We start from the raw sequence: 17221 nt of genomic DNA on the forward strand, positions 1-17221 counted from the left end.
AAAATACTTACGGTTTTTGTGGAGATAACGAGGTAAATGCATTTAAGGCAAAACTTCTGATCTTTGGGTCCGGGTCATTAAGATGACCTTCAACCATGGGCAGGAATTTAGGTTCTTTCTGTTGGGCTATGAGGTACAGAACGGCCAACTTAATCTTTAGGTCATTGCCCTGTAACAATAATTTAAAGCATTCCAATTCCGTTGGAATCTTATGCTTTATTTTTTGCAACTCCTCTTCGGACGATATATCCATGGCACTTTCCTCTATTATGGGAAGCAATTTGCGCTTTAGCTCTCCGGTCAGCAAATTGTCCAAGAATTCTATGGCGTTTTGTTGGGCTTCTTGCTTTTGGCTCAGTAGCCCTTCATAGGCAATGGCGACATCCTTTTGTTGGTACCTTAGGCCCAAGAGTTTAAAAATGCGTTCCAGTCCTGTATCCAAACGGCGTTCCAAAAGTTCCAAAAGACTGGTACGGGCATCTCTCTCCGCATCAGTGATTTCCTTTTTGGATTTTGTTCTATTGCGATAGGAAATAATTATTTGGGTATGCATGGCAGATAAGGTTTGATGGTGCAATTTGCATTCATCAAATATTACGGAAACCACTTTATACCTATTAAATTTTAAATACGGATGACTGGCCCGTATGGCACTCAAGGCCCGTACCACTTCTACGCGTACCGTTAGGTCATTATCCGTCAATATACCCAGCAATTGATGGACGGATTCCTTGGAATGGAACGATTGTATTGCCGCTGGTATAAAACGCAGAACCTCCAAGGGCTGTTTGCGATCTTGAACCTGTTTGCCCAGAAGGGGAATAATAGTAGGACCAAAAAGTTTAAACGCTTCCATGACCGTTGACCTATACTTTTTTTGGACCAGAAAAGGTATGATAAGTTGCACCAAAAACGAATCTGTTGCCGTGCCAATAGCCTTTATGGTCGTCCGTACCACATGCTCATTGTCATCGTACAGGTACGTACCCAATGTGTTGTAAAATAGGGGTAAATTGGCAATGCCTAAAATTTCAATTACCGCCTCTTTATAGCTGTCATCCCTATCATTTATTTTGTCGATAGCCTTGGAAATGCGGTCAACCAAACCATAACGCTGTTTAAGGGAATAATTATTTTTGGCCGCCCTTGCTAGACAATAAAGCGCCGCCATGGCTATTCGTTCATTGGAATGTTCCAAATAGGCATCGAACACAAACGATTTGTCCTTGTGGGCAAAGCTAAGGATATAGGCCAAGGTTGCAATAGTGAGTTCACGATCATCAATAAGCAACAGTTCGGAAACCTTGGCGGTCATTGTTTTGGAATTTAAAAAGTATAGGTTTTGAATAGCGGATAATTTAACCTTATTGCTTGGGTGTCCTAACAACTGTTCCACATCTGCGCCAAAACGCTTGTCATTGATTTCCATGAGTTTGTCCAACATGAACAGAATTTGAGCTTCTGTACCGTTCGCAAATACCGTTCGCATTCCCGAGACAACGGAAACTTTGGTGGTTGAAATCTTTTTGGTCTTTTTTGAGGAGTCCGTAAGCATTTCCAAATTGGACCTGAAGGTCTTGTAATACTCTATACGTACCTTGTAAATAAAGTACAGCCAAAGGCATACCAGTGCAATGATGAGTGCCCCGATATAGATTGAAGGTAGGTCCAGCCCACGGACAACAAATATCAAAAGGCATCCGGCAATACCGGTGGCCAAACTATCAACGACAACATCTATGAACGACTTGGTCCTATTTTTTAAATAGAAAGGCAGGGGTAGTGTCAGTAATTCTGATGCGCTTTTATGAATGGACTGTTTTAGGACTCCATCCATCGCCTTGATGACCACAACGGCAGAAAGTTCAGGAAGCATTAAAAACAACATGCTTCCGCCAAAAATGCCCAATGGTAATAATAGTAAGGAAAAGCCAACGCCCCAAATACCTACGATCCTATGTGTAAAAAAAAGTTGAATGACCAAGGACAGCAGGTTGAAGGTAGAAAACCAAAATGCAAAAAATGCGGTCAATTCGTCTGCGTCCGTAAAGGCTGTGGAGGCAAATTCACTAAAGAGGTAATCTACTAATTTGGCCACCACTACACTTACCGCTACAATGCAAGCTATATAGGTAAGGTGTTTTGATTTAAGAATAAGCCGTAAGGGTGCCTCACTAATATTAGAGGCAGTTTTGTGTTTTTTGACGCTACCGTTCTTTTTTACCCGTATATGCCAGATTTTACGTAATAGGGGAATACAGAAAAAAAGGAGTAGGGACGCTACGAACATGAGGTTTTCATTGCCAATGAGCGGAGCTAGAATAGAGGTAAGGTAACCCCCAAAAATACCACCGATGATGGCACCTGAACCTATAAAACCAAACAACCTTTTAGCTTCCCTGATATTGAAGACCAAGTTGGCCAACACCCAAAATTGGGAAGCGGACAGAACGGCATATATGGCCACCCAGATATAGAAAAAATAGAGTAATATACCGCTAACCACATTTAATGACAGTAGTATTCCCAACCCTATCAAGATGATTATGGAACTGATCAGGGTGGTCTCAATGACCTTTTTTAAGGGAAATTTGGATACTGCCCTAGAATAGAAATAGGACGTTGCCACGGCCGTAACGGCCACTAAAAGAAAGGCGAACGGTAATTGTTCAATACCCAATTCAGACAGGAACAGGGCATTAACGGTGGGTTTAATGATCAGTAATACGGCAATGACCAAAAAAATGTAGGCGAGCATCCAAAGTGAAACCTTGAACTCGCCTTCACGTACATCGAATATTTTTTTGATCAGTCTTTCTACCATGCAGAAAAGGGGTTCTTTGTTCCAAGTCCTAAAGTACAGGCTTTTTCAACACCTTTTCAATAGGTTTTACCAAATCCCTTATAATTTGTTCCCCATTGGCGTCATCTATCAACGCTACCAATATGTATCTTCTGTTATTGTCTTCTCCCCAAACCAATATGGAATCTGAATGGTAGGTTCTCCATGAACCTGATTTTCTGAACAAACGGGCATTGGGTGCGATCTGGTCCAGGGTATTGACAAATTTATGGTGCAGTTCCGGATCTTCCATAATATCCAACATTTGTTTGGACCTTTTACGGTTTACCAATTTACCATTGGCTAAAAGATAATAGTACCTGCATACCTGGGTAACCGATGCCGCATGGCTTAAATTTTTTAGGGGTTCACGATTGGTGTCCCCGCCACTTCCATAACGTTTTCCAACCCATAGTCCGCCACCTTTTTGCTCATCATAAAAGGCATATTTAGGATCTGTCATCACCGCTTCCAATTTTTCATAACCTACGCGATCGATCATACGGGTAGAAGCCGCATTGTCAGATTTACTGATCATTAAGCGCATATCCTTTTTAATTTCCGTAGTTTCCTTTAATTCCCCTTTTTCAATAGCATCCATAGAGGCCAATAGTATGGCAATCTTGGGAAGGCTTGCCGCATACATCATATGGTTGCCGTTAACGCGGGCAAAACGAACTTTTTCCGGATTACTTAGATCAACCAAACCAACCGCCATTTTCTTTTGTACAATAAGGTCGTTCCATTCTGGATGCGAGGTAAGTTCATCCCTTAAATTGGTCTGCAATGAGCTATCCAATAATTTTTGCAAGGGCCTGATCTTGGAATTGTCTATACGAAGAGGTAACTCATCTTGGGCATACAATAACGCGTTGGACAAAAGGGTAAAAAGAAAAATTAACGAGGTTGATTTCATTGATTTGTTGCCTATTTTAAAAAAGTAGTCAAAATTAGCTAAAGCGCTTATTGTGCTACTGTTAAAATTTGAATTAATTGAGAACAGGTTTCACTTAATAAAATCGCCTATTGGCAAGTGCCACCATAAATATTGATGTTAATTTTTCAATTTATTTCGATTATTGGAGTACCTATGCAAGCTTAAATTATGGTATTTTAATACTATTATTCTAAAGGGATAATCAAATTAATTACCGTATCTTAAAAAAAGAATTGTTATATAGGTATGAATCTTAAAGACGGTGTAAAAACTGCTGAAAATAAAGTGTCCGCAGAGGCACGTAGGCTCAGTGATATGGTCAAGGATACCCGTAAATCCTTGGTAGACCGTTTGGAATGTTTTGAGGATATCATAAGTTTAGAGGTAGGTGATACAGGGCTTCACCGTGCAAAAACCTTAGAGCGGGAGTTTGATGTACGTCAATTGTACCTAAAGTATGAAGGAGATAATCCTACCGGAACGCAAAAAGACCGCATAGCCTTTGCTCAGTTATACGATGCGTTGAGAAGGGAGTTTGCTATTGTAAGTTTGGCTACTTGTGGCAATTATGGCGTAGCTATGGCCCTTGCTTCTGATTTGGCGGGCATTGCTTGTAAAATATACATACCGGAGAGTTACCATACGGACCGTGTAATGGAAATGGAGGCCTTGGGTGCGGAAATAATTCGTATACCGGGAAGTTATGAGGATGTGGTAACGGAAAGTTCTAGGTTGGCGATTGAGAATGGTTGGTATGATGCCAATCCCGGAGGAGCCAATACCCCATTACAAATATCGGCCTATGCGCAGATTGCCCAAGAGATTTTTGAGGATTTGGGCGATGCACCTAAGTACTGCGCCATACCGGTATCCAACGGAACCTTGTTCGCCGGGGTTTATAGGGGCTTTGTAAATTTGTATAAACGAGGCAAGACATCACGAATACCAAAAATGATCGCTGCATCTTCGTCCCATAAAAATCCTATTGTTGAATCCTATCTGCAGGGATTGTGCCATTGTAAAGATTTAAATCCCACGGTTATCAAGGAGACCAAATACAATGAACCTTTGATCAATTGGCATAGTTTTGACGGGGAGGAGGCGCTTTATGCATTATGGGAATCTGAAGGAGAGGCATTCAATATCAGTGACAAAAAATTAAGGGAAATGACTTCCCTATTATATAAAAAGGAAGGGTTCAGAATTTTACCGGCATCCACTGCGGGGTTGATCGGTCTTCTGGAACTGGATGAAAAAATGAATTTTGAGCCTGACCGTTTTGTGGCCGTGCTCACCGCAAAAAATTAATACAAGAGATGAAAAAAGTGATAGATGGTAAGGCTCTGGTGTACTGTGAAGGTGCCTTTAATACGCCCAATGGAAAAACCGCCCATGGTTTGGTCCGTTTTACGGAGCGCTACGAGATAGTTGGAGTCCTAGACGAAAAATATGCGGGTAGGGATGCCGGTGATGTATTGGACGGTAGACCTAACGGAATACCCGTTTTTAAAGACATTGAAACGGCCATTTCAACACTTGGCGCAACCAATCAGTTGCCTAGTTATTTGGTCATTGGCCTTGCGCCAGATGGAGGCCGATTGCCTCTAGTGGCCAAATTTACGATCAAGGCAGCATTGCAACAGGGTTGGAACGTGGATAGCGGACTACATGATTTTTTGACCAATGACCCGGAATTGGTGGCTTTGGCCAACGAGAAAAAAGTAACGATCAGGGATATCAGAAAAACGCCGGATCGCGATAAACTCCATTTTTTTACCGGGGATATCGAAAAAGTGGAATGTTTAAAATTAGCGGTATTGGGTACCGATTCTGCTTTAGGCAAACGGACCACAGCTTGGATTTTGGTACATGCATTCCGTAAGGCGGGCAAAAAGGCCGAAATGATCGGAACGGGACAAACCGGCTGGATGCAAGGTGCAAAATACAGTATGGTCATGGATAGCTGTATCAATGATTTTGTTTCTGGCGAGATAGAACATGCCGTGGTGAGTGCCTACAAGAATGAGGATCCGGATGTTATTGTAATAGAAGGCCAAGGTAGTCTTATGAACCCGGCGTATCCAGGTGGTTTTGAAATTCTGGCCGCAGGAAGACCGGATTATGTCATTCTGCAACATGCGCCCAAACGTATGGAATATGACGGTTTTCCCGGATATAAAATGCATTCGCTAGAAGAACAGATCAATGCAATACAGGTAATTTCAGGTAAGGAAGTCATTGCCATTACCGTGAATCATGAAGGAATGGAAAAAAGTGAAATCTTGGACGTTTGCAAGGCAATTACCCTAGAGACCAAATTGCCGGCCTATGATGTGTTGGAGTATGGGGCAGAAGACCTGATTGCACTTTTAATGACCAAACTTAAATGAGAATAACCCATATTTCATATGAGCGTTTAGATCTTAAACTTTCCGATCCTTATACCATTGCGTATGAGACTATTGATCGCACCAGTAATTTTATCCTGAAAATTGAAACCGATGGTAAAATTGTTGGGTATGGTTGTGCCGCTCCCGATCCTGTGGTTACCAATGAATCTCCGGCAGAGGTTACCCATGCCATTAAAAACATCATTATTCCTTATTTGATAGGGAAAGACCCGTTTACTTATGCCTTATTGTTGTTGGAGTTAAAACAGTTATTGGGCAAACGTTCTTCTGCCTTGGCCATGGTAGACTTGGCATTGTTTGATATAATGTCCAAAAAGGCAGAAGTACCTTTGTATAAATTTTTGGGAGGATACCGTAACCACATTGCCACAAGCATTACCATTGGTATAATGGGGGTAAATGAAACCTTGGCCTATGCGGGTACATTTATTGAGCAGGGTTTTACGATTTTGAAAATTAAAGGCGGTACCGATCTTGAAGAGGATATTGCTAAAATGCGGATGCTGCATGAAAAATACCCGGCTATAGCTTTACGATTTGATGGTAACCAAGGATATTCCGTTAAGGAATCGGTTGATTTTGTCAAAGCGACCGCAGCGATCGGGATTGAAATTTTTGAACAACCCACCAAAGTGGAATCAGAGGAACGATTGGGTGAAGTTACCGATCAAGTTAGTATTCCTGTTATGGCAGATGAAAGCCTAAAAACATTGACAGATGCCTTTCGTTTGGCACAGAACGAACGTGTGGATATGGTCAATATCAAACTTCAAAAAGTTGGGGGTATCTGGGTAGGAATGCATATTAATTCCGTGGCAAAGGCGGCCAAGCTAGATGCCATGGTTGGTTGTATAGACGAGTGCGGATTAGGTATAGCTGCAGGTTTGCATTTTGCCCTATCAAGGCCAAACATAGTATATGCAGATTTAGACGGTCATTTAGATATTATAGATGACCCTTTCCACGCTATTTTTAAGTTGGAAAAAGGAATTTTATATCCTACCGAGCAATATGGATTGGGTTTTTCGGAAGCTAATTTATAATGGTTGAAACTGGTAGTTTTATACCCGTTAAAATTTATACCGCTCTCTGTACCACCTCAAACACCTTATTGGCATCACATTTAATCGTCTTTGCCGGGTATTTAAGAATTAGGGCATAATCATGCGTTGCCATAAGAATGGTCCTGCCAGATTTATTGATTTCCTGTAAAACTTTCATGACCTCTACACTGGTTTGTGGATCCAAGTTTCCGGTAGGTTCATCGGCAATGATCAATTCCGGGTCATTTAATAAAGCACGTGCTATGGCAATTCGTTGTTGCTCACCACCAGAAAGTTCATGCGGAAATTTAAAGCCCTTTGTCTTCATGCCCACTTTTTCAAGCACGTTCAATACCTGGGTGTCCATTTTGGCCTTGTCCGTCCATCCGGTTGCTTTTAGGACAAACAACATATTTTGATTAATGTTCCGGTCTGGTAAAAGTTTAAAATCTTGAAAAACAATTCCCAATTTTCTTCGTAAAAACGGAATATCCTTTTCCTTTAAGGTCTTTAGATCGAACTCCACAATATGGCCTTCCCCTTTTTGCAACGGTAGATCGCCGTACAAGGTTTTCATAAAGCTACTTTTGCCACTTCCGGTTTTACCGATCAGGTATACAAACTCTCCTTTTTCTATTTTTAAACTTACTTCGCTCAATACCAAACTCTCCTTTTGAAATATAGAGGCATCCTTAAGTTCTAAAACAATCTCTCCCATAGTGCTAATGTTGATATAAAAGTAATAAGTATCTATTGATTATAATGAACCCTTTTTCAAATTCTTTTCTTTTGCAGTGGTATTGCACATACTTAGGAACAATTTTTGCCGTTATCACATGTGATAACCGGTATATTTAAATAGTAACAGAACACTATGTTTAAAAAAATCACCGCTTTCTTTCCAATGGTGTTGGGTTTGGTTGCTTTGGCCACTGCCCAAGAGACTAAAATTTACACGCACGAACAGAAAGCTTTTCAAGACGCCTTAGCGCTTTACAACAACGAACAGTACCAAGCGGCACAGACCATTTTCAATAAGGTCAAAGTGTCCACAAAAGATGAGGAGACCGCTGCCAATAGTGCCTACTATGCAGCCAATGCGGCAGTGCGGTTAAATCAAATTGGTGCAGATAGATTAATGGAGGATTTTGTTGAAAAATATCCTACCTCTACTAAACGGAATTCCGCTTTTGCCGATGTGGCCGAATACTATTTTCAAACGGGAAAGTATCCGTATGCCTTAAAATGGTACGATAAGGTGGACCAAGGTTCATTATCACGTGGAGAAATGGACAAGTTCAATTTCAACTACGGGTATTCCCTGTTTTCATCACGCAAAACAAAACAGGCCGAAAAATACCTTGAAAAAGTCACCACATCACCTGTTTATGGTTCGCAGGCCAAATATTACCTAGGCTATATCTCATATCAGGAAGATGATTATGAAACGGCCAATGAACGTTTTGACCAAATTACCGATCAAAACCTATTAGAGGAAAAACTGAGCTACTATCAGGCAGATATGAATTTTAAGCTCGGTAAATTTGAGGAAGCCATTGCCTTGGCCAAAAAACAATTGCCAAAATCTGACAGAAAGGAAGTTTCTGAACTCAACAAGATCATTGGTGAAAGTTATTTTAACCTTGATCAGTATGAAAACGCCATTCCCTATTTAAAGGAATATAACGGCAAAGGGGGTAAATGGAGCAATACGGACTATTACTATCTTGGATATGCCTATTACAAAGGTGGGGACTATGCAAATGCCATTGCCCAATTCAATAAAATTATAGGCGGTACCAACAGCGTGGCTCAAAATGCATACTACCATTTGGCGGAATGTTATTTGAAACTGGATAAAAAACAGGAAGCATTGAATGCCTTTAGGAATGCTTCGCAAATGGACTATAGTGTAGAGATTCAGAAAGATGCATTTTTGAATTATGCACGTTTAAGTTATGAAGTGGGTAATGCTTACGAGGCGGTACCTGCGGTAATAACAAATTATTTGAAAACCTATCCTAATGATGAGCATCAACAAGAAATGCAAACTTTGCTTGTAGATTCTTACATCACATCCAAAAACTTTGCGGGCGCAATGCAGTTATTGGAGGATAACAGAAATTATGCCAGTAAGACCGTTTACCAAAAAGTGGCATATTACAGGGGTATTGAACTGTATATGGAGGGCGATTATATGGCAGCTTCGGATAGTTTTGGCAAATCACTTGCAAGTGCGGAAGATATGCTGTTCAAGGCAAGGGCAAATTATTGGAAGGCCGAAGCCGATTATAACAGCAATAAATTTGATGAAGCGGCAAAGGGTTTTATGGCCTTCAAAAACAATCCATCCGCAAAAAACACCGAAATGTACAAGGATATAGACTATAATTTGGCCTATGCCTTTTTTAAGCAAAAGGAGTATACCAATGCTATTACCTATTTTGGGTCATTTGTAAAAAACAGGGATGTAGAGGTAGAAAAATTGCACGACGGGTTTTTAAGGTTGGGAGATAGCTACTATGCTACCAGTAAATATTGGCCGGCAATAGAAACTTATAACAAGGCCCTGGAACTGACCGGACCGGAGAAAGATTACGCTGCTTACCAAAAAGCCATGAGCTATGGTTATGTTGACCGTAGTGCCAGTAAAATTGAAAGCTTAGAAATGTTCGTGGCACAATATCCACGTTCCAGTTTTAAGGACGATGCGCTTTTTGAACTTGGAAACACCTATGTTGCCCAAGGTAAGGAAAGTGACGGATTGGAAGCTTACGATAGATTGATCAAGGAATATAGGGGTAGTTCATTAGTGCCACAAGCCTTGATGAGGCAAGGTTTGGTGAATTACAATGCCAACCGCAACGATGCCGCATTGGTAAAGTTTAAAACGGTTGTTCGTGATTTTCCAAAAACGCAAGAGGCTATACAGGCAGTGGCTACCGCAAAATTGGTCTATGTAGATCTGGGCAGGGTAGATGAGTATGCAGAATGGGTTCGCGGTCTTGATTTTGTAGAAGTGACCGATGCCGAGCTGGACAATGCAACCTTTGATGCCGCACAAAAACAAAATCTGGACAGAAATATAGATGCGGCCATACGTGGGTATACCAATTATATTCAACAATTTCCAAACGGTCTACATGCGCTTGATGCCAACTTTAGTTTGGCCCAACTCTACTTTGGTAAAGGAGAAAAAGATAAGGCACTTCCTTACTATAAATATGTGGCGGACCGTAGTACTAGTGAGTATGCCGAACAAGCCTTGACAAGGGTCTGTGAGGTATATATTGGTAAGGATGATTATGCAACCGCAATGCCGTATTTGTTAAAATTGGAAAACCAGGCCAACATTCAACAGAACAGGACTTTTGCTCGTTCCAATTTAATGAAAGGCTATTATGGACAGCGCAACTATGAAAAAACGTTGGAATATGCGGATAAGGTTTTGGCCACTTCAAATATTGATAACCGTATTAAGAGTGATGCGCAAATTATGATCGCACGTTCCGCCATAGCTACCAATGACGAGACAAAGGCCAAAGCTGCATATGCAGAAGTATTAAAGATTGCATCTGGAGCCACTGCTGCAGAGGCATTGTATTATGATGCCTATTTTGAGCATAAGGAAGGATCGTATGAAAACTCTAACATTGCCGTACAAAAATTGGCAAAGGACTACGCTACCTATAAGGAATGGGGCGGTAAAGGTTTGGTTTTAATGGCCAAAAACTACTATGCCCTTAAAGATGCCTACCAGGCTACCTATATTTTGGAAAGTGTCATAAACAATTTTGGACAGTATCCGGAAATCGTGGAAGACGCCAAAGCGGAGTTGGCAATCATTAAATCTAAAGAGTCCCAAAGTAATTCATCGGTTAATCCTAATTAAACATCATGTACACCAGTAAAAGAACACCTATGTACAATAAATATATTATTGCCTTAATTTTTCTGTCCCTTGGCATGCAAATTGGTTTTGCCCAAGATGATAAGGACAATGATTTGGGCACGGAGACAGTAACGGTTACAAAAGCATATACACCAACCGTGTCAGACGCATTTAAAATTAAATCGGTTCCCAATTTGAACGATTCTATCGTTTTGCAAAAGAAACCCATTACCTATAGTATTTTTTCGGTACCTGTAGCATCTACCTTTACACCTTCAAAAGGAACGGCATCTACCGTAGAAAAACTACCACCACCACAGTTATATAATTCTTATGCCTCTTTTGGAGCAGGTAACTATGGCAATGTGTTAGGTGAGTTTTACACAAGTAGGACCATTAATAGGGATGAGAATTTTGATATAGGTTTTAATCACCTATCATCTCGCGGTGGAATTAAAAATGTAGAATTGAAAGATACCTTCTACGATACAAGATTGGATGCATCATATGCAAAACGTGACCGTGATTTGGATTGGGGAGCGGCTATTGGTCTGCAACATCAATTATACAATTGGTACGGAATACCTGAAGGAGAATTTAGCGATAGTGAGCTGAGCGGTATAGATGAAACACAAAACTATTTTATGGGTGAAGCAGGTGCCCATATAAATGTAGAGGACGCTTATTTCAAGAGAGCGGATATAAAGTACCGTAGGTTTTTTGATGCGTTAAGTTCAGGAGAAAATAGGGCGATTTTGACGACTGGTTTTGAATTCCCCATGAATGAAGAGGCTTTTGGCGTTAAGCTAAAAGTTGATTATGTTGGGGGTTCTTTTGCTAACGATGGCTATGGCCCTGCCGTTAATTCTTCACCAATTGACTATAGTAATTTACAGGCAGGTATCAATCCGTCATTAAAAATGCTCCGTGATGATTTGTCTTTAAATCTTGGTATAAATGTGGTTTACGGAATGGATTTGGAAAACAGCGAAAGCAACTTTTATATCTATCCAGCGGTAACGGCATCATACAGATTATTAGATGAATCTGTTATTACTTATGGTGGTGTAACCGGAGAATTAAAGCAAAACTCGTATTATGATTTTGTGGAAGCCAACCCGTTTGTGTCACCAACATTGCTTGTAGCACCTACCGATAGTCAATATAATGCCTATGTTGGATTTAAAGGGCAGCTGTTACCTAATTTAAGTTATAACATTAAAGGATCGTATGCGGCAGAAAATAGAAAACCGTTATTTATATTAAACCCACAAGAAGATTCTAGAAGTGATGATAACGGATATTTTTTAGGGAATTCCTTCAGGGTGTTTTATGACGATATAAAAACCCTTGGAATCTTTGGGGAACTAAATGTAGATGTGAACCGTAATTTTACCTTAGGTGTCAATGCTGAAGTGTATGACTATACCACGGAAACGGGTAACCCCGCTTGGAACTTACCTAATTTAAAAGCCTCATTATTCATGGATTATCAAATTGGCGAACAATGGTTTATGGGGGCCAATCTCTTTTATGTTGGTGAAAGAGAAGATTTTGCAAGCGATACAAATTCTGGTGCGGCCATTCCACAACCAGGTATAGATACCCCAATTACATTAGAAGGGTATTTTGATGCCAATGCACATGTAGGTTATAGATTTAACGACCAGCTTTCTTTTTTTGTAAAAGGGGCTAACCTATCAAACAATCAGTATCAGCGTTGGGCCAATTTTCAGGTCCAAGGTATTCAAGTGCTTGGAGGAGCTACTTATAAGTTCGATTTTTAGGACAAGTTCCAAACATTTCAAAACCGCTAAACCGTATGGTCTCCATCTAAGTTTAGCGGTTTTTTCTTTTAATAAATATTTAACAATTGGATTAAAACCTTGCTTGCGTATTCTCGTAGGTAGGGGTGCCCAACTATTAATTAATATAATCCAATTAAGTATGAAAAGATCAGTTTATTTATGTGCAATGTTAATTACATTGTTATTTGTTGCATCATGCAGTGATGATGATAATATGGAAATTCCAACCGCGGAAACTTGTGACGACGGCGTTATGAACGGTGACGAGACCGGTGTGGATTGTGGAGGTTCTTTATGTGAACCTTGTGAGGACGGTATGACCGTTTTAGGTCGTAGAACAGACCTTTTTGTTACCAATAACGATAATGGTAACATTTCAAAATTTAGTATTACAGGAGATTCGTTGGTTACCTTGGTCACTACCACTACAGCGGCAGAAGGTATCTATTATGACGCATCTTCGGATATTGTTGTACAGGCATCAAGGTCCGCTTTGTTATTGGAAGCTTTTTCAGAAGTATCTACGCTTATGGACGGTACAGTCGTAACACCAAGTGGTACGGGTAGTGCAGATCTGGAAAGCCCAAGGGAACTGGCAGTTAATGGTTCTACCTACGTAGTGGCAGATAATGGTTCCAATAGATTTTTTGTTTATGAAATGAACGGTACGGGATTTTCCTTAACGAACACTGTTGAGGTACCATTTCCGGTATGGGGTGTTGCCTTTAAAGGAGATGACCTATATGCCGTAGTGGATACAACAGGAGATTTGGCCGTATTCTATAACTTTCTTTCAAATGCTACGGATGGTATAGTTAGACCATCAAAAAGAGTTACAATTGAAGGTATTGTAAGAACGCACGGTATTGTGTACGATGGGTCTGATGATGTTATGGTCTTGACCGATATTGGTGATGCTGCAAATACTTTAGATGATGGCGGATTTCATGTTATTACCGATTTTTCTTCCAAATTTGATGCACTTTCAGATGGGGAATTGCTACCGGTAGGAATGCAGGTACGTGTTGCCGGTCCATCTACTTTAATGGGTAACCCAATTGACGTTGCTTATGATTCAGAAACTGATGCAGTGTATATTTCAGAAATTGGTAATGGAAAAGTTTTAGGTTATACAGATATAGGCTCCGGTGGTAATCTAACCCCTTCTTTTAATAAGGATTTACCGTCCGCATCCTCTATCTATTTCAGTAGTGATGAAACTGATGGTAATACTGGCGATTCTACTACTGCTAAGTCAACTAGCTTATATGTAACAAGTACTGCAAATGGTAATGTTAGTGTCTATAATGCCAACGGAATGTTGACTAAAACAGTAATTACAGGTTCAGATTCTTCTGAAGGTATTTATTACAACGCCATGAACGATGCTATTATACAAGCGTCAAGGTCAGGCATGGCTTTGGAGTATTATGGAAGTTTTGCTGCGGTTACAGATTTAGCAAATTTAGTTGCTGATTTTACCGGTGGTTCAGATTTAGAGAGCCCAAGGGAGATTGCCGTTTTTGGTAATAAGGTAGTTGTTTCCAGTAATACTGAAAACAAGTTTTATGTATACGAGTATAATGGTTCAAGCATTAATTTGTTGAATACGTTCGATGCAGGTTTCAATACTTGGGGCATAACCTTTATGGGGAACACTTTATTGGCTGTAGTGGATTCTACGAGTGATCTGGCGGTCTATGAAGACTTTTTGGCTACGAATATTACAGACGGGGCCATTACACCTACTAAACGAATTACTGTTGATGGTATAGTTAGAACACATGGTGTCGATTATAGTGAAGCTGATGATGTATTGGTAATGACGGATATAGGGGATGCTGCTGATGCCAATACCGACGGTGGTTTTCAGGTAACCCAAGATTTTTCAACTAAATTGGGTGCTATTGAAAATGGAGGTGCACTGGCACTTTCTGAGCAGACAAGGGTAGCAGGTTCATTGACACAGATGGGTAATCCTATAGATGTGGCCTATGATCATAATACAAAAACGGTGTTCATTGCCGAAATTGGTAATGGTAAGGTTCTCGGATTTTCAGATGCCTTGAATGCAAATGGTAATATTGCGCCAGCGGTCAGTAACGACCTTGCTTCTGCTGCATCGTTATATCTGTACAATAACTAAAAGGTTTTTGGTTAGGTTTTGGATTGTTGAAAATGCCTTTTCCATATTTGGGAAGGGCATTTTTTTGTTTTAGGTATAGAAAACTTTCCTATGGACACTTTTTACTACTTTAGGGTGCAATACCGACCCAATGTTGTTGAACACACTAAATAAGATAATAGTTCTACTCTTGTTATTTGGCAGTACTACTGTTCTTGGCCAGAACGTAGTGGTAAATCCAAGTTTTGAAAAATTTGTTCAATGCCCGGTCAAGCTTGGAAACCTAGCTCAGGATGTTAGCGATTGGAATATGCCTACCCTTGGTTCTACTGATTATTTTAATGGCTGTAGTACCGCAATGGGGACACCCAAAAATTTTAACGGTCAACAGTCCGCAGATTTTGGGAAGGGCTATGTAGGGTTTTATATGTTTGCCCCGGATAATTATAGGGAATATATTCAGGGCAAGCTGTTTTCTACCTTGGATAAGGGCAGACGTTATACGGTTACGTTTTACATTAGTCTGGCAGAACGGTCAGATTTTGCTGTGAAGCAATTTGGTATACGTTTTTCTGAATTTCCGGTGTCCATAGAGACCTCAAAAGTGCTATCAAATATGCATTTTTCAAAAGTAGAAGGGGATACTTCCAATAAACTGGAAATTAAGTATTCCAAATTTTTTGCGGATGAGGTTGAATGGGTAAAACTTTCAAAGGAATTCGTTGCTAATGGAACAGAAAACTTTATCATCATCGGTAATTTTTACAACGATCGGAGAACACAAAAATATCAGACCAAAAGAAAATTGACCAAGGGGTCTTATTATTATCTTGATATGGTTTCGGTTACACCTAACGATAGCTTGGACCAGTCCACTCCCAATTATGAATTGGATAGTGTTCATGTTTTCAAGGATGTTCATTTCAATTTTAATAAAAGCACCTTTAAAACCGAGTATCAGCAAGAATTGAATGGTATTGTGCAGTATTTAAAAAACAATCCTAATTTAAAAATCACCATCACCGGCCATACAGATTCCATTGGAACAGAGATATTCAATAAGGAATTGTCCCTAATGAGGGCAAAGGAGGTAGGTCGCTTCTTAACCGTAAATGGAATTCAAGGAGATAGAATTCATATTCTTGGTCATGGTAGTGCTAAACCTATAGCTTCTAATAAAACAAAAGCCGGTAGATTGCTCAACCGGCGTGTAGAATTTATTTTGGAAAATTAATTAATAATCAGAATACGGGGTTGGGTACAACAAATCTTTATCTAATTTGTTCATATTGTTCTGGTATTTTTTCATGGATGAAATTTCTTTCCACTTGGGTGAATCGCTAAAATTTTTCCACAAGGCATTTCGTTTGCTCATATCCGAAAATGTAGTCATATACATAAGATTGGGCATGCGGTCACCAGAAATCACTTCTGCATAAAAAACGGCATTAAAGCCCAAACTTTCAAAAAGTTCAACCTCTCCACCTTCATTGAACATATGTACCTTGTTTTTGTACAGGGCTTCAGTAGGAGATTCGTAACTTCTTAGTTCATAGACTCTGTCCTTCCTTGGGCCTTCAACGGTAGTAGGTCTCATTTGGGGCATATCAGGGAAAGCACGCATTAACACGGAATTAATGCGTTCGTAAGGTGGATTGTCAAAACTAGCATTAATATAATCTGCACCTTGGGTTAAATGGGCTTTGTCCAATGCCAATAATTTCTCGGTGCTTTCAAATTCGGCAAGTGATTTATAAGGTATTAAAATGTATATTTTATTGCTAGGTATAAACTTGTCGTTATGCATTTTAAATACACCTATGTGGGGTATACCCATTCTTTTTAAAGCAGGTAGGTACGCGTTTTCCAAATAGTGGTCCATACGTTGTTCTTGATCCTCGTTTTTTATGGTATAGGTTTTAAGTTCGTAGAACTCCCTTGCCTGTGCGTACCCTTGATTGGAACACGCCATAATAATGATTGTTGTTAATAGTAAGAATGATTTCCAAGTATTCATAGTTGAAATTTGTGTTGTTAGGTTTAGAAAGTTAGGTATAAAATCTTAGACCTTAAATCTACCTTGTTTAAACTTTTTATAACGATTTTCTCAAGTTTCCTTAGGCCGTTAATTTTATGGGCTAGTGGCTATGGTGTATTTTTACT

11 protein-coding genes are annotated in these 17221 nt (G+C 40.0%); 7 read left to right on the plus strand and 4 right to left on the minus strand.

Going from position 1 to position 17221, the window contains the following annotated elements:
* Window positions 1-7 precede the first annotated feature (7 nt).
* Both CHB68_RS04025 and CHB68_RS04030 read right to left on the minus strand, forming a co-directional pair.
* Window positions 8-2824 (minus strand): Npt1/Npt2 family nucleotide transporter, encoded by a 2817-nt coding sequence (locus tag CHB68_RS04025; protein WP_089259550.1) that lies wholly within the window; start codon window positions 2822-2824, stop codon window positions 8-10.
* Window positions 2825-2852: 28 nt separating this feature from the next.
* Complete coding sequence (locus tag CHB68_RS04030) at window positions 2853-3758, minus strand: serine hydrolase (RefSeq protein WP_089259551.1); 906 nt, start codon at window positions 3756-3758, stop codon at window positions 2853-2855.
* A gap of 267 nt (window positions 3759-4025) precedes the next feature.
* Here CHB68_RS04030 and CHB68_RS04035 point away from each other — a divergent pair, with 267 nt between their 5' ends.
* The 3 genes from CHB68_RS04035 to CHB68_RS04045 are packed head-to-tail and all read left to right on the plus strand — an operon-like array spanning window position 4026 to window position 7233.
* On the plus strand, window positions 4026-5087 hold the full coding sequence (locus CHB68_RS04035) for a pyridoxal-phosphate dependent enzyme (protein ID WP_089259552.1): 1062 nt from the start codon (window positions 4026-4028) through the stop codon (window positions 5085-5087).
* Window positions 5088-5095: 8 nt separating this feature from the next.
* Complete coding sequence (locus CHB68_RS04040; RefSeq protein WP_089259553.1) at window positions 5096-6169, plus strand: DUF1611 domain-containing protein; 1074 nt, start codon at window positions 5096-5098, stop codon at window positions 6167-6169.
* Complete coding sequence (locus CHB68_RS04045) at window positions 6166-7233, plus strand: mandelate racemase/muconate lactonizing enzyme family protein (RefSeq protein WP_089259554.1); 1068 nt, start codon at window positions 6166-6168, stop codon at window positions 7231-7233. Before CHB68_RS04040 ends, CHB68_RS04045 begins: the two co-directional genes overlap by 4 nt.
* A gap of 34 nt (window positions 7234-7267) precedes the next feature.
* On the opposite strand, the gene CHB68_RS04050 is transcribed toward CHB68_RS04045, so the two are convergent.
* Entirely contained in the window at window positions 7268-7951 is a 684-nt protein-coding gene (locus CHB68_RS04050; protein ID WP_089259555.1) for a cell division ATP-binding protein FtsE, read from the minus strand.
* 156 nt (window positions 7952-8107) lie between these two features.
* On the opposite strand from CHB68_RS04050, the gene CHB68_RS04055 reads away from it, so the two are divergent.
* From CHB68_RS04055 to CHB68_RS04070, 4 genes are all read left to right on the plus strand, one after another.
* Window positions 8108-11125 carry a tetratricopeptide repeat protein gene (locus CHB68_RS04055; RefSeq protein WP_089259556.1) on the plus strand — a complete coding sequence of 1006 codons (3018 nt, stop codon included), beginning with the start codon at window positions 8108-8110 and terminating at the stop codon, window positions 11123-11125.
* A 29-nt stretch (window positions 11126-11154) separates the two neighbouring features.
* Complete coding sequence (locus tag CHB68_RS04060; protein WP_089259770.1) at window positions 11155-12912, plus strand: TonB-dependent receptor; 1758 nt, start codon at window positions 11155-11157, stop codon at window positions 12910-12912.
* A 160-nt stretch (window positions 12913-13072) separates the two neighbouring features.
* Window positions 13073-15079 carry an NHL repeat-containing protein gene (locus CHB68_RS04065; RefSeq protein ID WP_089259771.1) on the plus strand — a complete coding sequence of 669 codons (2007 nt, stop codon included), beginning with the start codon at window positions 13073-13075 and terminating at the stop codon, window positions 15077-15079.
* Between the two features lie 136 nt (window positions 15080-15215).
* Complete coding sequence (locus CHB68_RS04070) at window positions 15216-16292, plus strand: OmpA family protein (protein WP_218822477.1); 1077 nt, start codon at window positions 15216-15218, stop codon at window positions 16290-16292.
* On the opposite strand, the gene CHB68_RS04075 is transcribed toward CHB68_RS04070, so the two are convergent.
* Window positions 16293-17075, minus strand: coding sequence for an NIPSNAP family protein (locus tag CHB68_RS04075; RefSeq protein WP_089259558.1), 783 nt, complete (start codon window positions 17073-17075; stop codon window positions 16293-16295). It abuts the gene before it with no gap.
* Between the last annotated feature and the right edge of the window lie 146 nt (window positions 17076-17221).

Origin of the sequence: Maribacter sedimenticola, assembly GCF_900188415.1 — a bacterium.
Classification (GTDB): domain Bacteria; phylum Bacteroidota; class Bacteroidia; order Flavobacteriales; family Flavobacteriaceae; genus Maribacter; species Maribacter sedimenticola.